This window comes from Streptomyces sp. NPDC046261 (assembly GCF_040646235.1).
Taxonomy (GTDB): Bacteria; Actinomycetota; Actinomycetes; order Streptomycetales; family Streptomycetaceae; genus Streptomyces.
In genome coordinates this window covers 43,599-57,738 of record NZ_JBEYZU010000030.1, presented here as the reverse complement: position 1 = coordinate 57,738, position 14,140 = coordinate 43,599, and the positions used below count along the sequence as shown (strand labels likewise).

At 71.8% G+C, this 14,140-nt stretch carries 11 protein-coding genes and 1 pseudogene; 5 read left to right on the top strand and 7 right to left on the bottom strand.

Annotated features, from left to right (window positions below; genetic code table 11):
• Positions 1-325: pseudogene (locus tag ABZ956_RS29520) on the top strand (hypothetical protein); the annotation flags it as partial.
• 19 nt (positions 326-344) lie between these two features.
• Here ABZ956_RS29520 and ABZ956_RS29515 read toward each other — a convergent pair.
• On the bottom strand, positions 345-1,592 hold the full coding sequence (locus tag ABZ956_RS29515) for an SWF or SNF family helicase (RefSeq protein ID WP_361900206.1): 1,248 nt from the start codon (positions 1,590-1,592) through the stop codon (positions 345-347).
• Positions 1,589-4,495, bottom strand: coding sequence for a DEAD/DEAH box helicase (locus ABZ956_RS29510; protein WP_361900203.1), 2,907 nt, complete (start codon positions 4,493-4,495; stop codon positions 1,589-1,591). Before ABZ956_RS29510 ends, ABZ956_RS29515 begins: the two co-directional genes overlap by 4 nt.
• 254 nt (positions 4,496-4,749) lie before the next feature.
• Here ABZ956_RS29510 and ABZ956_RS29505 point away from each other — a divergent pair, with 254 nt between their 5' ends.
• On the top strand, positions 4,750-5,811 hold the full coding sequence (locus ABZ956_RS29505; protein ID WP_361900200.1) for an acyl-CoA desaturase: 1,062 nt from the start codon (positions 4,750-4,752) through the stop codon (positions 5,809-5,811).
• 49 nt (positions 5,812-5,860) lie between these two features.
• Entirely contained in the window at positions 5,861-6,043 is a 183-nt protein-coding gene (locus ABZ956_RS29500) for a hypothetical protein (protein ID WP_361900197.1), read from the top strand.
• Here the strand turns inward: ABZ956_RS29500 and ABZ956_RS29495 are convergent.
• The 4 genes from ABZ956_RS29495 to ABZ956_RS29480 all read right to left on the bottom strand — a co-directional run bounded on the left by ABZ956_RS29495 (position 6,040) and on the right by ABZ956_RS29480 (position 9,710).
• On the bottom strand, positions 6,040-7,062 hold the full coding sequence (locus ABZ956_RS29495) for a TolB-like translocation protein (RefSeq protein ID WP_361900194.1): 1,023 nt from the start codon (positions 7,060-7,062) through the stop codon (positions 6,040-6,042). The genes ABZ956_RS29500 and ABZ956_RS29495 overlap by 4 nt on opposite strands.
• A complete protein-coding gene (locus ABZ956_RS29490) occupies positions 7,059-8,336 on the bottom strand; it encodes an MFS transporter (RefSeq protein WP_361900191.1) in 1,278 nt (425 codons plus the stop codon). The genes ABZ956_RS29495 and ABZ956_RS29490 overlap by 4 nt, the downstream gene beginning before the upstream one ends.
• Before the next feature lie 2 nt (positions 8,337-8,338).
• On the bottom strand, positions 8,339-9,178 hold the full coding sequence (locus ABZ956_RS29485) for an alkaline phosphatase family protein (RefSeq protein ID WP_361900212.1): 840 nt from the start codon (positions 9,176-9,178) through the stop codon (positions 8,339-8,341).
• 289 nt (positions 9,179-9,467) lie between these two features.
• Complete coding sequence (locus tag ABZ956_RS29480; protein WP_361900209.1) at positions 9,468-9,710, bottom strand: hypothetical protein; 243 nt, start codon at positions 9,708-9,710, stop codon at positions 9,468-9,470.
• A 333-nt stretch (positions 9,711-10,043) separates the two neighbouring features.
• Here ABZ956_RS29480 and ABZ956_RS29475 point away from each other — a divergent pair, with 333 nt between their 5' ends.
• The gene (locus tag ABZ956_RS29475; protein WP_361900188.1) at positions 10,044-10,460 is read left to right on the top strand and encodes a roadblock/LC7 domain-containing protein; all 417 of its coding nucleotides are present in this window, start codon (positions 10,044-10,046) and stop codon (positions 10,458-10,460) included.
• Between the two features lie 119 nt (positions 10,461-10,579).
• A complete protein-coding gene (locus tag ABZ956_RS29470) occupies positions 10,580-11,560 on the top strand; it encodes a DUF6397 family protein (protein WP_361900185.1) in 981 nt (326 codons plus the stop codon).
• On the opposite strand, the gene ABZ956_RS29465 is transcribed toward ABZ956_RS29470, so the two are convergent.
• A complete protein-coding gene (locus ABZ956_RS29465; RefSeq protein ID WP_361900182.1) occupies positions 11,538-14,051 on the bottom strand; it encodes a DUF3516 domain-containing protein in 2,514 nt (837 codons plus the stop codon). The genes ABZ956_RS29470 and ABZ956_RS29465 overlap by 23 nt on opposite strands.
• Positions 14,052-14,140: the final 89 nt, after the last annotated feature.

Here is a 14,140-nt window from a genome sequence, read left to right as displayed (position 1 = left end):
CTTCGGCCCGGGCGGGCCGCCCTGGCAGCCCGGGCCGAAGCCGCCGGGCGGCAGCGGACGCCGCGTCGTGCTGGCCGTGACCGCGCTGGTGGCGGTCGCGGCGCTCGCGCTGGGGGCGGTGCTGGTGGTGGGGGACAGGAGCGACAGCGGGCCGGGGAAGGAACGCTCACCCGGCGGCCCGGGCGCCGCCTCGCCGTCCTTCCGGCTCCCGAGCGAGCTTCCTTCGTGGCTGCCCAGCGGCCTGCCCTCCGGCTTCCCGTCGCAACTGCCCACGAGCCTGCCCGGCCTGCCGACCGCGCTCCCCACCGACATCCTCGGGCTCTAGGCGAGCACCGCCCCTCCGGCTAGCAGTCCTCGGCGAGCAGGGTCGCGAGGGCCGCCGCCGGGTCCCGGTCACGGCAGCCGGCGGGCTGCCAGCGGCCGCCTTCCTTGCGGTACGGCCACCACCCACCGTCCCGGCCGTAGCGCAGCTGGGCGTCCGCGCCGACCACCGTCCACCGATTGCGCGTCACCCTCAGCCGGGGCGCGTTCTCGTCCTCCTCCCACGCGCCGGCCAAGGCGGCGCGGGCGCGTGCGAGAGCCTCCGGTTCCGGAGTCCACTCCTCTTCCAGGACTGCCAGTGCGGCCGGTCCGCCGTATCCCCAGGCGCGTACGGCGCGTGCCAGTTCCGCCGGCGCGTAGCCACAGCCGGTCGCGAGCCGCGCGACCACGCCCTCCGGCGGAGTCGCGGCGGCCAGGCGCACCGCGTCCTGACGCAGCGTGAGCTCCTCGGGCACGGGCGCCGTTTCGTGGCCGGGGGCCAGGGCCTCGGCCAGCAGCCGGCGGGCCCGGACGGCTGCGTCCGCTATCAGGAACTCCAGTGCCCCGACGTCGAATCCCGGCGCGGCGGCGGTGGCACCGGCCAGTACGGGCGGACGTCCCGGAACGTCCACCGGCGGCGGGGGCCCGGGCAGCGGCGGTACGGGCGTGTGCGCCGCGAATGCCTCGCGTGCCGGTATGCCTGCGGGAGGCTCCGGCGTATGTGCGGTGGTGCGGGCGGTGCTGCGCTGCTGAAGCTCGTCCAGCAGCTGCCGTTCTCCCCGGCCGCGCATCAGCAGCAGGACGAACGGGTCCTGGTCGAGCAGGCGCGCCACTTGATGACACAGGGCCGCCGTGTGCGGGCAGTGGTCCCATGCCTCGCAGCCGCACTCCGGCTCCAGGTCGCCGATGCCGGGCAGCAGGTCCACGCCCGCGGCGGCGGCGTCCTCGACGAGGTGCGGTGGCATGTCCCGGTCCAGCAGTGCGGCGATGTGGCCCGCGCGGTCGGCCACCAGCTCCAGGAACCGGTTCCAGTCGGCCGCGGACAGCTGCTGGATCACCACGTCGGAGCGGTAGGGCGTGCCGTCCCGGTCGCGTACGAGCGCGGTGATCCGGCCGGGGCGGACGGACACCGCGCCGACCGCTCCCGCGCGCGCGTGCCGGCGGCCGGCCTTGACCTGTTGGCCGTCCAGGGCCGTGTCCTCCAGTGCCTTGAGCCAGGCCCTGCCCCACCAGCTCGTCGCGAAGGCCCGTCCCTGTACGGGCGGCAAGGTGTCGAAGGTGCGCTCGGTCATCGTGCGGTCGTCCCCCTCAGTTCCACGAGTTCCGCCAGCTCGGCGTCGGTCAGCTCGGTCAGCGCGGCCTCCCCGGAGCCCAGCACCGCGTCCGCCAGTGCCTGCTTGCGCGTGAGCATCTCCGCGATCCGGTCCTCGATCGTGCCTTCCGCGACGAGGCGGTGCACCTGCACCGGCTGGGTCTGGCCGATGCGGTAGGCGCGGTCGGTCGCCTGTGTTTCGACCGCCGGATTCCACCAACGGTCGAAGTGCACGACATGCCCGGCCCGGGTGAGGTTCAGACCCGTACCGGCGGCCTTCAGCGACAGCAGGAAGACGGGCACCTTCCCCTCCTGGAAGTGCCGGACCATCTCCTCACGGCGTGCCACGGGTGTCCCGCCGTGCAGGAAGAGGGTCGCCACGCCGCGCGCGGCCAGGTGCTGCTCCAACAGGCGTGCCATCTGGACGTACTGCGTGAAGACGAGCACGCTCGCCCCTTCGGCGAGGATGGTGTCCAGGAGCTCGTCGAGGAGCTCGACCTTGCCGGAACGGCCGGAGAAGCGTGAGCCGTTGACCGTGCGGCCGTCTTCCTTCAGGAACTGTGCCGGGTGGTTGCAGATCTGCTTCAGCCCGGTGAGCAGTTTGACGATGAGCCCACGCCGTTCGAAACCGTCCGCCTCCGTTACCTCGGCGAGCATCTCCCGCACCACGGCCTCGTACAACGCCACCTGTTCCTTGGTGAGCGTGACGCTGTGGTCCGTTTCCGTCTTGGGCGGCAGCTCGGGGGCGATGCTGGGGTCGGACTTGCGGCGGCGCAGCAGGAAGGGCCGGACGAGGGCCGCCAGCCGCTCGGCGGCGGCCGGGTCGGCACCGCCTTCGACGGCCTGTGCGTAGCGCCGGCGGAAGCTCGCGAGGGACCCGAGGAGGCCGGGCGTCGTCCAGTCCAGGATCGCCCACAGCTCGGACAGATTGTTCTCGACGGGGGTGCCCGACAGTGCCACGCGTGCCTTCGCGCCGATGGTGCGCAGCGCCTTGGCGGTGGCGGAGTACGGGTTCTTCACGTGTTGCGCCTCGTCGGCGACGACCATGCCCCAGCCCGTCCGTGCCAGCCGGGGCGCGTCCAGGCGCATCGTGCCGTAGGTGGTGAGGACGAACTCCCCGTCGGTGAGGGCGTCCAGGTCGCGTGAGGCGCCGTGGAAGCGGCGTACCGGGGTGCCGGGGGCGAAACGTTCGATCTCGCGTTGCCAGTTGCCCATCAGGGAGGTGGGGCAGACGACCAGGGTGGGGCCGGCGGCACCGGGCAGCGTCTGGCGGTGCAGATGCAGGGCGATGAGGGTGATGGTCTTGCCGAGGCCCATGTCGTCGGCCAGGCAGCCCCCGAGGCCGAGCGAGGTCATCCGGTCCAGCCAGCCGAGGCCGCGCAACTGGTAGTCGCGCAGGGTGGCGGCGAGCGCCGCGGGCTGTGCGACTGGCTCACGGGTGCTCTCGGGATCGGCGATGCGGTCGCGGAGCGCCGCCAGCCAGCCGGTGGCCTGTACGTCGACAGTGCCGTCACTGCCGTCGGCGTCGTCGTGTGTGTGAGCGCGGCCGGTCAGAGCCGCGCCGAGCGCCTCGAGGGGCGTGACCTTGCGGTCCTGCCGCTCACGGGCACGGCGCACCGCTTCCGGGTCCACCAGCACCCACTGGTCGCGCAGGCGCACGGCCGGGCGGCTCGCCTCGGCGAGCCGGTCCAGCTCCTCCTTGGTCAGGTCGCGGTCACCGATGGCGAAGCGCCAGCCGAAGGCGAGCAGTGCGTCGGCGGAGAGCAGGGGCGGCATGCCCGACCGGCGGTCGAACGCCGGCCCGTCCTCGTCGTCGGGCGGGCCCACGACGGCCCGTGCGGTGAGTTTGCGGACCAGTTCCTTCGGCCAGTGCACCTCCACTCCGGCGGCGTCCAGTGCCGCCGATGCCGCGCCGAGCAGCTCGCCGACCTCCTCGTCGGCGAGTTCGACGGCGTCGGGGGCCGCGGAGGACAGCAGTGGTGAGAGCGTCGGCCAGGCGTGGGCGGCGCGCCGGAGCGCGAGCAGTGCGTTCATCCGGGCAGTCCTTCCGAGTGCGGCTCCCGCGGGGGAGCCGCCTGACCACACGTCGGCGGCGTCCGCGACGAGTGCTGGGTCGGTGAGGCTGTGCACCTGGAGTACGGCCCGGAAGCGCGGGTGCGCGTCGTCGCCGGTGCCGTCGTCCGCGCCGGTCAGCCCGAGGACTTCGACCCGCAGGGACAGTCGTACGCCCGTGTCGTGCCCGGCCGCCACCTCCGTCGCCCAGGCGCGCTGCCCGGGCAGCCGCTGCGGCTCGGGGGCGGCGAAGGCCCGGCCGCCGGCGGCGAGCGCGGCGGCGGGGGAGCGGGGCAGGCCGTCGGCCACGGCGTCCAGGAAGGCCCGGACGAGCCGGTCCGGTTCGGGCAGCATCAGCGGGTCGCTGCCGGGGAGCGGTACGGCATGGGCGGCCGGCGGCATGGCGGCGGCCAGCCCGCGCACCCGGTGCTGGTCGTCGGCGGTGAGGGGGCCGACCCGCCAGGAGTCGTGGTCGGCGTCGGTCAGTCCGGGCAGCAGCTTGCCACGGGCGGCCAGTTGCAGGGCGAGGACGGCGACGGCGCCCCAGAAGGCGGTGGCCTCGTCGGCCCGGGCGGCGCGGGCGCGGGTGAGGACGGGCAGGGCATCGCGGACGGGCAGGACGGTGGCCCGCACGCTCGTGGTGGTGACGTCGGTGCCGTCGGGCACGACGATGGTCAGGTCCTCGACGTCGCCCGACGTCAGAGGAGGCTCGCCGGTCGGCAGCCAGAAGGCGACGCGTCCGGTGCGGGCGGGGTCTCCCGGAAGGAAGGCCGTCCGGCACCCGACGAGCAGGGAGACAGTGGAGGGTGTTGCGGCAGAGGGTGGGGTCACAGCGCTGCGCATTCCTCAAATTTGACTAGTGCGGAGTCGGAGTCGCCGAGGGTACAGGCCGCAGGCGTCAGGCGGAGCGGACCGGCCAGTGAGGCGCGTCACTTTTCGCGGGTGGGGTGTACCCAAACCCCCTATTCGATCCGGGGGATGGCCCCCTGCGGGTCCGGGTGGTGACGCCATGGCCCCACCCTGCCCGCGATCCGTACGTTTCGTGAGGTCGGACTCCCTCCCCACCTTCACCGGAGAAATGCCTCATGCCACAGGCCAGTGCCGTCCTCGCGGAACCCGCCGCGGGCAGCGACTTCGCCCCGCTCCTGCGCCAGGTCCGGTCGGCCGGTCTCCTCGACCGCCGCCGGGGCCGGTACGCGCTCACCATCGCCGGCAACCTGCTCGCGCTCGCCGCCACGGCCACCGCCGTCGTGCTCACCGGCGACTCCTGGTGGACGCTGCTGCTGGCCATCCCCGCGGCGGTCTTCTGTGCCCGCACCGCCTTCATCGGGCACGACAGCGGGCACGCGCAGATAGCCGCCACCCGCCGGGCCAACCGGATCCTGGGGCTGATCCACGCCGACCTGCTGCTGGGCATGAGCTATGCCTGGTGGAACGACAAGCACAACCGCCACCACGCCAACCCCAACCACGTCGACAAGGACCCCGATGTGGGAGTGGGGGCCCTGGTGTGGACCCAGCGGCAGGCCGCCCTGCGCGAGGGCTTCACCCGGTGGCTCACCCGCCACCAGGCCCGGCTCTTCTTCCCCCTGCTGCTGCTCGAAGGAATCAATCTGAAGGTTTCGAGCGTGCGCGACCTCAAACGGCAAGAGGCAGGCGAACGCCGGCTCGAAGCGACGCTGCTGACCCTGCACGTGGCCGGCTACGCCACCCTGCTGCTGTCCTCGATGTCACCCGGCAAGGCGATCGCCTTCGCCCTGCTCCACCACGCCCTCTTCGGGCTCCACCTCGGCGCGGTCTTCGCCCCCAACCACAAGGGCATGGAAATGCCCGACCCGGACGGCGAGCGCTGGGGACACCTGCGCCGGCAGGTCCTCACCTCCAGGAACGTACGCGGCGGCCTGGTCACCGACTGGTTCATGGGCGGGCTGAACTACCAGATCGAACACCACCTCTTCCCGAACATGCCCCGCCCCCACCTCCGCCTCGCCCGCCCCTTCGTCCGCTCCCACTGCGCGGCGACCGGGCTGACGTACGCTGAAACCGGACTCATCGACTCCTACGCACAGGCGCTGCGCCACATGCACGAGGTCGGCGCCCCGCTGCGGGACGGACAAGGAACCGGCGACGTCGGCCGGGCGTTGTGACAGGCACAGCGGCAGGTGTCGCGCCGGCCGCCGCTAAGGAGGCACGGAAATGACCAACAAGGCCAAGGTCGCCGTGGGTGGCGTGGCGGTGGGAGTGATCCTGCTGTGGCTGCTGCCCTTCTGGGCGGCGCTGCTGGTGATGGTCGGGGTGCCGGTCGGCGCCTATCTGCTGCTCGACTCCTCGCAGCGCAAGCGGCTGCGCCGGGTCTCCCGTAAGCAGCTGGACCGCTAGGAGCGCCCGGTGTAGGCGGGGGCCAGCGCCGCCGCCATCGACAGCCGCGGGGCCCCGGAGCCATCGGCCGGGACGGTCCACAGGTCGGAGCCGTAGTCGCCCGGCAGCGAGTACACCAGGGTGTGAGTGTCCCGCCAGACGACTTGATCGTCGATGTTGCGTCGCTCTGCCGTGGCACTCTCGCGCAGCGTGCGCAGATCCAGCACGTACAACCGCCAGGGCGCGTCGGAAGAGGCGCCCTGGACGCGTTTTTTGTACGCGATGCGGGTGCCGTCGGGGGAGAGCGAGGGGCACTCCACGTTGGAGTGCAGGGTGCGCAGCGTCCGGTCGGTGCGGTCCCCGCGCACCAGGTAGGTCTTCCCGCCCGTGGCGACGGTGGCGTAGAAGCGGGTGTCGTCGGCGAACGTGACCCCCCAGACGTTGATGTCCGCGGCCCGGTACGGACGGCCCTCCACAAAGACGCGGTAGGTCTCCAGATTGCGGTCCAGGGCCCCCGTACGGGTGTCCAGGACCGAGGTGCGGGTGGAGAACGCGGTGCCCGCGTAGGAGTCGCCGCTGACGAAGACCGTCCAGGCGACGGTGCGCCCGTCGGGGCTGACCCGGGCGCGGCTGGGAATGCCGGCCAGGTCGTAGTGGCGCAGTTCCCGCAGGTGTGCGTCGAGCACGAGGGCGCGGTAGCTGTCGCGGAGCCCGCCGCGGACGGCCTGCAGACAGATCCCGGTACCGCCGGCCGTGTGGAAGCGCAGACAGCGCACCCCCGAGGCGGTGCGCGGGCCGGTGGGGTCGGTGTCGGAGACCGAGGCGATCTCGTCGCGGTGCGGGCCCCACGCCATGTTGCGGAAGACGCTGCGGCCCGGGGCGTCCAGGGTGACCTTGCCCGACCGGACGGGTGGGCCGTCCGCCTGGGTGCGGTCCTTCTCCGCCGCCCGCCCGGCGGCGTGCAGAGTGGCGCCGACGGCGACGCCCGCCAGAAGCAGGACGGCGGCCAGGAGGACGAGGAGACGGTGGGTGCGGTTCAACGGGCGGGCTCCGGTGTGGCGTCGGTGGGGTGTGGGCGCAGCAGCCGCGTGCTGACGGCGGCGGAGACCAGCAGACCCGCGGCGGCCGCGCCCAGGGCCGTACGGTCGCCCCAGGCGGTCCAGGCGGCGCCGAAGCCGATCGAGCAGACGAAGCGGGCGGCGGCCTGGCCGGTCTGGACGACCGCCAGCCCGCTGCCCCGCACCGCAGCGGGTACGCTGTCGGCGGTCGCGGCGGCGAGGACTCCGTCGGTGGCGGCGTAGAAGGTGCCGTGCAGCGCGAGGACGAGGGCGACGAGGGCGGAGGAGCTGCCGAGCGGGGCGACGAGCAGCCCGTACGCGCCGAGGAGCGCGAGGTGGCCGCACAGGAACAGCCGGCGGCGGCCGAAGCGGTCGGCCACTACGCCGAGCGGCACGGCCAGCAGCAGGAAGGTGGCGGCGGTGCCCAGCGGCAGCAGCGGAAACCAGGGCTCGGACAGCTCCAGCCGGCGCTGCAGGGTGAGGTAGAGGAAAGAGTCGCTGACGGTGGTCAGCCCCAGGAGCACCGCACAACCGGTCAGCCGGCGGATGCCGGGGCGGCGCAGCACCTCGCGGACGGGCGCCCGCGCCTCCGTGCGCCGGGGGCGCGTGGGTTTCTCTCCCCGTCCTGGTACGAACAGCACGAGGATGAGGACGCCCAGTGCGGCCACGCATCCGCTGGTGGCGAAGACGGCGTCGTACCCCTCTGCCGCGGCCCGCAGGATCACGAAGGCGAGCATCGGGCCGAGCAGTGCCCCCGCCGTGTCCATCGCCCGGTGCACACCGAAGGCCCGCCCGCGGGCGGCGGGCTCACAGGCCAGCGAAATCATGGCGTCGCGCGGTGCGGTGCGCAGTCCCTTGCCGGTGCGGTCGGCGGCCAGAACGGCGCCTATCAGCGGCACGCTGTGGGTGACGAGCAGCAGGGGCTTGCACAGCGCGGACAGTCCGTAGCCGGCGGTGGCCACGCCCTTGTGGCTGCCGCCCCGGCGGTCGGAGAGCCGGCCGCCGATGAGCCGTACGAGTGCGCTGACGCCGTTGTAGAGGCCGTCCAGAAGGCCGAAGCCGAGCGGGGACAGGCCCAGCCCGGCGACGAGATACAGCGGGAGGACGGCACTGACCATCTCCGAGGAGATGTCGGTGATCAGGCTGACGGTGCCGAGGGCGAGCACCGCACCGGGGACCGCTGCGCGCCGGGCGCGGGCCGTGGCACGGGTGCCGTCGGCGGTGCCCGGGGCGGTGCGGCCGTCCGCGAGGTACACGGTCAGCTGTTCCAGATGCCGGTGATGTCCTTGGCGTTCGCGGCGTGTCCGGCGTGCGGGAGGCCGTACATGGTCTCGAGCGTGCGCAGCACGTCGTAGTGGTTGTACGTCGTGCCGGAGCTGGCTCCCGCCTTCACCGGTGCTCCATAGAGGACCGTCGGTATGCGGTTGCCGCTCAGCCTGTTGTCCTCGTCGAAGGTGATCAGGAGCAGGCTGTTGTGGCTCTTGGCCCAGTCCGCGTAGCCCTTGAGGTTGTTCTTGAGCCAGGTGTCCCCGGTGCCCACGGAGCAGTCGTGCATGTCGTTGCACAGGTTCGGCACGACGAACGAGACCGTGGGGAGGGTGGCGTAGTCACGGGGGAAGGCGCTGAAGGTGTGCGCGGTGTTGGTCGGGACGTTGTCGAAGCCGAACCAGGGGTTGTGCTTCTGGGCGTACTTCCCGCTCTTGCATGTGGTGGAGCCCTCGGACGGCAGGGATTCGTTGTAGCTGGCCCAGGTTCTGCCGGCGGCGATGAGTTCGGAGGCGAGGTTGGGCTCGTTGCTGAAGCCGGGCTCGACGCAGCTGTCGTCGGTGACGCCCTGGGTGTCGCCCGAGAACAGGGCGTAGTAGTTCGGTTGGCTGGGGTGGGTCTCGGCGTACGAGGCGGTGAGGTTCGCGCCGCCCGCCGCGAGCGAGTTGATGTACGGGGCGCGGGCGCTGCCCATGACCTGGTTGTAGGCGTGGTTCTCGAAGACGACGACCACCACATGGTCGGGGGTGGGCACGGCGGGCGCGGCGGCGGAGTCCGAGGCCCACAGGCCCAGGGAGGTGGCGGCGAGGCCGAACGCGGAGGCCAGGGCGATGAAGTGGCGGCGGGGGAGGCGGCGTGGACTGTGGGGGTGGCTGGCTGCGGCTGGCACGAGGTCCTCCGTACAGGGCTCATCGGTGGGGGTGCGGTGCGCAGGGCGCGTTGGCAGCGTAGAGCGACGGTCATGACATGTACACGACTTCCGGATGACGGGTTGGGAAACGTCCGTTGATCGGAGCTCGACGGGCCCGGTCCCGGCGCAGGCGGAAGCGTGGCGCGGGCGCGGATCGCGGCATGGCGGAGGTCGCGGCGTGGGGTCGTGGCGATAGGGCGGTGACGCTCGTTCAGGTGGGGGGCAGGCCGAGCAGTGTGCGGGTCACGGTCTGCGGAGATTCGTCGCGCTCACGCGCGAGCGCTATGACGGCCCGGCACGCCAGCTCGTTCACCCCGAAGCTGAGTGCCTCCGGTGAGACCCACCGCGCCGCTTCCGCGCTCTTTTCGACGTCGTTCTCGGCACAGGCGGCCACATAGACCGCTGCTGCCTCGAAGAGATTGCGCTGGCGTGGGCGCCCGTGGCCGGCGCCCACGGGTGCCCGCGGGGCGGGAGGCTGCCGCACCTCTTCGATACGCCTGCGAAGTTTGTCGAACACGCGGATCACCTGCCCCCGGGAGCGGCATTTCCTGCGGTCGTTCAAGTGTGCCCGGCATCGGCGGAGTTGAACCGCCGGTAATGAAAGTGGGCGGTGGGTGAACTGTCGTGTCGACCGAATGCGTCACCGTCATTTTCCGCGTCGCGTCCCTGTCCTGTGCCAACTGGCGAACAGAGGCGTGCGGGCGGGCCGGGCGGGTTGCCGGGAGCACGGAGGTGAGCAAGGCTTGCACGGCAGTTACGGGGAAATTGCGGAACGGGGAGGCGGAACATGGCAGCCGGTAAAGAACTCGACTCGATGCTGGACGACTTGACCGATCGTGTGGAGGAGATACGACACGCGCTGGTGCTGTCCAACGACGGGCTGGTGACGGGAGCGAGCGCGAGCCTGGAAAGGGAGGACGCCGAACATCTGGCGGCGGTCGCCTCCGGACTGCACAGCCTGGCCAGGGGGACCGGCCGGCAGTTCCGGGCCGGACGGGTGCGGCAGACGATGGTCGAATTCGAGGAGGGGGTGCTTTTCGTGACGGCCGCGGGCCAGGAGAGCTGTCTGTGCGTCCTCGGCGGCGCCGAGGCCGATATCGGCCAGGTCGCGTACGAGATGACGCTGCTCGTCAATCGCGTCGATCAGGCAGGCGCGGAGCGGGGCGGCCTGGAGGGCGGCGGCCCTGGCGGGCGGGCCGGCTGACCGCCTCCGACCTGGGCGTTCGCGGGCCTGGCCGAAGTTATCCACAGGGCTGGACGGCCCGGGGTGACCCACCGCTACAGTCGTCACTGTAAGTAATCGACTGGTGGCGGGAGGGTGTCATGGCGGTACGACAGGTTCAGGCGCGGGGCATCGCGGAGCAATGCGTTCCGTTCGCGCGGGCCGCACGAGAGCTGGAGCTCAAACCACGCGAGTTCGAACTGGCCGTGCAACTGGGGGAGGTACGGACCGTTTCGTCCGGGCCGGGTGGGCGGCGACGCATCGCACGGGAGGAGATCGAGCGACACAAGTCCGCCGAGGGCTTCCCCAAGGAGCTGCGCACGCGGCTGTGGGTGGTCGGCACGGCCGAGGGAGCCGAGCTGATGGGCATCAGCCCCGCCCGGTTCGCCCGCCTCGCCCGGGGCGGCTGCTTCGCGCCCGTCCGCTTCTACGTCAACCGATACCGCGTGGTCGTCTGGCACTACCTGGCGTCGGACCTCGTGGAATTCGCCGACCGCAACCCCGAGATGCTCACCGGCCGCACCCCGGCCCTGCTGCGCGCCGCCCTGGAGAAACACCCCGACCGGCGCGCCCGCAGCTGGCGCGCCCGCCGACTCGACCAGCTGACGGCCGCGACCGGTGACCCATGGGAGCGGGCGGCCGTCCCCGCCGCCGTACTCGACCCCGGCGAGCTGGCCCATGCGGTGCCGGACCCGGGGGAACGCGCCTACCTCCACGCGCTGCGCCCGGTCCTCGCCCGCGCCCGGCCGGAGGCGACCGCCGCGCGCGAGGTGATCGACGAGCTGGTGATGGCCGAGGACCCGGACGAGATCGACTGGCACCGGCACTGCCTCATCGCCGCCCTGACGGAAGCACGCGCCGACCGTCCCGCGCCCGGCTGCCACACCCCTACGGGCAGTGCGGCCGCCCCTCAAGAGCCGACGGAGCCGGAGCGGCGGCCGGCGCCGCCTGCCGAGCCCGTGCCCGGGGCGGAGCCGACGATGCCCGCACGGCCACGCGGGCTGTGGGCGAGGCTGTGCGGAAGAAAAAGGCCGCCCGGCCGGGACAGGGCGCCCGAGGCTACAGCTGGCCGACGTCCATGACCCGCACCACTGCGCGGCCCTCTTCGTCGGATGCCGCGAGATCCACCTCGGCAGAGATGCCCCAGTCATGATCACCATTGGGGTCGGCAAAGGTCTGCCGCACCCGCCACAGACCGTCCTCCGGCCGCTCCTCGATGCGCAGCAGCTTCGGGCCGCGCGCGTCGGGGCCGGTGCCCAGCTCCTCGTACTCGTCCCAGTAGGCGTCCATGGCCTCGCCCCAGCGGTCCTCGTCCCAGCCGGACTCGGCGTCCATCTCGCCGAGCTCGCCGACCTTGTCCAAGGCGGCCAGCTCGACGCGGCGGAACATCGCGTTGCGCACCAGCACCCGGAACGCCCGCGCGTTGGCGGTGACCGGCTTGACCTGGTCGGCGCGGTCCTGGGCCTCCTCCGCCGACTCCTCCTCCGGGTTGGCCAGCTGCTCCCACTCGTCCAGCAGGCTGGAGTCGACCTGGCGGACCATCTCGCCGAGCCAGGCGATCAGGTCCTCGAAGTCGTCGGACTTCAGGTCGTCCGGCACGGTGTGGTCCAGCGCCTTGTACGCGCTGGCCAGGTAGCGGAGCACGATGCCCTCGGTCCGGGCCAGGTCGTAGTAGGAGGTGAACTCCGTGAAGGTCATGGCCCGCTCGTACATGTCGCGGATGACCGACTTCGGCGAGAGCGGGTGGTCGCCGACCCACGGGTGGCTCTTGCGGTAGACGTCGTAGGCGTGGGACAGCAGCTCTTCCAGGGGCTTGGGGTAGCTGATGTCCATCAGCCGCTCCATGCGCTCCTCGTACTCGATGCCCTCCGCCTTCATCGCCGCGACCGCTTCGCCGCGCGCCTTGTTCTGCTGCGCGGCCAGGATCTGGCGCGGGTCGTCCAGCGTCGACTCGACCACCGAGACCATGTCCAGGGCGTAGGAAGGGGACTCGGGATCGAGGAGCTCGAAGGAGGCGAGCGCGAAGGTCGACAGCGGCTGGTTGAGCGCGAAGTCCGACTGCAGGTCCACCGTCAGGCGGACGATCCGCCCCTCGGCGTCCGGCTCGTCGAGCCGCTCGACGACACCGCCGTCCAGCAGCGAGCGGTAGATGGCGATGGCCCGGCGGATGTGCCGCAGCTGGCTCTTGCGCGGCTCGTGGTTGTCCTCCAGCATCCGGCGCATCGCGTCGAAGGCGTTGCCGGGCCGTGCGATGACCGCCAGCAGCATCGCGTGCGTGACCCGGAAACGGGAGGTGAGCTGCTCGGGCTCGGACGCGATGAGCTTGTCGAAGGTGTTCTCGGTCCAGTTGACGAAGCCCTCGGGGGCCTTCTTGCGGACCACCTTGCGACGCTTCTTCGGGTCGTCGCCCGCCTTGGCCAGCGCCTTCTCGTTCTCGACGACGTGATCGGGGGCCTGGGCCACGACGAAGCCCGCGGTGTCGAAACCGGCCCGTCCGGCCCGCCCGGCGATCTGGTGGAACTCCCGGGCCCGCAGCGTCCGCACCCGCTGGCCGTCGTACTTGGTCAGGGCCGTGAACAGCACCGTGCGGATCGGCACGTTCACGCCGACTCCGAGCGTGTCCGTACCGCAGATGACCTTCAGCAGACCGGCCTGCGCCAGCCGTTCCACCAGGCGCCGGTACTTCGGCAGCATTCCGGCGTGGTGGACCCCGATGCCGTGGCGGACGAAGCGCGAGAGGTTCCGCCCGAACTTGGTGGTGAAGCGGAAATTGCCGATCAGCTTGGCGATCTCGTCCTTCTCCTCGCGCGAGCACATGTTGATGCTCATCAGCGCCTGCGCCCTCTCGACCGCGGCCGCCTGCGTGAAGTGCACGATGTACACCGGCGCCTGGTGCGTGTGGAGAAGCTCGGTGAGGGTCTCGGTCAGCGGCGTCGCACGGTACTCGTACGACAGCGGAACGGGCCGCGTCGCGGACCGCACCACGGCGGTGGGCCGCCCGGTGCGCCGGGTCAGGTCCTCCTCGAAGCGGGAGACGTCACCCAGCGTGGCGGACATCAGGATGAACTGCGCCTGCGGCAGCTCCAGCAGCGGGATCTGCCACGCCCAGCCCCGGTCCGGCTCCGCGTAGAAGTGGAACTCGTCCATGACGACCTGGCCGATGTCGGCGTCCTTGCCGTCCCGCAGCGCGATCGAGGCGAGGACCTCGGCGGTGCAGCAGATGATCGGAGCGTCGGCGTTGACCGAGGCGTCGCCCGTGAGCATGCCGACGTTCTCCGTGCCGAAGATCTTGCACAGGTCGAAGAACTTCTCCGAGACCAGCGCCTTGATCGGCGCGGTGTAGAAGGTCACCTGATCGTTGGCGAGCGCGGTGAAGTGCGCTCCGGCCGCGACGAGGCTCTTGCCCGACCCGGTGGGCGTCGAAAGGATCACGTTCGCGCCGGAGACCACCTCGATCAGCGCCTCCTCCTGAGCGGGGTACAGCGTGATGCCCCGCTCCTCGGCCCAGGTCGAGAAAGCTTCGAAAAGGGCATCGGGGTCGGCATGGCTCGGCATCTGATCGATAAGGGTCACACCCCCATACTGCCTGGCCCCGGGACGGATCAGGGAACCGGCCGGTCGAACGATGATCATCCGGGCATTACGCTGAGTCGCCGATACGG

What these genes read in the sequence shown, in the direction of transcription:
- ABZ956_RS29500 (WP_361900197.1), top strand. Translation starts at nt 5,861, where the DNA reads ATGACCAACAAGGCCAAGGTCGCCGTGGGTGGCGTGGCGGTGGGAGTG.
- ABZ956_RS29470 (WP_361900185.1), top strand. Translation starts at nt 10,580, where the DNA reads ATGGCGGTACGACAGGTTCAGGCGCGGGGCATCGCGGAGCAATGCGTT.
- ABZ956_RS29505 (WP_361900200.1), top strand. Translation starts at nt 4,750, where the DNA reads ATGCCACAGGCCAGTGCCGTCCTCGCGGAACCCGCCGCGGGCAGCGAC.
- ABZ956_RS29515 (WP_361900206.1), bottom strand. Translation starts at nt 1,592, where the DNA reads ATGACCGAGCGCACCTTCGACACCTTGCCGCCCGTACAGGGACGGGCC.
- ABZ956_RS29475 (WP_361900188.1), top strand. Translation starts at nt 10,044, where the DNA reads ATGGCAGCCGGTAAAGAACTCGACTCGATGCTGGACGACTTGACCGAT.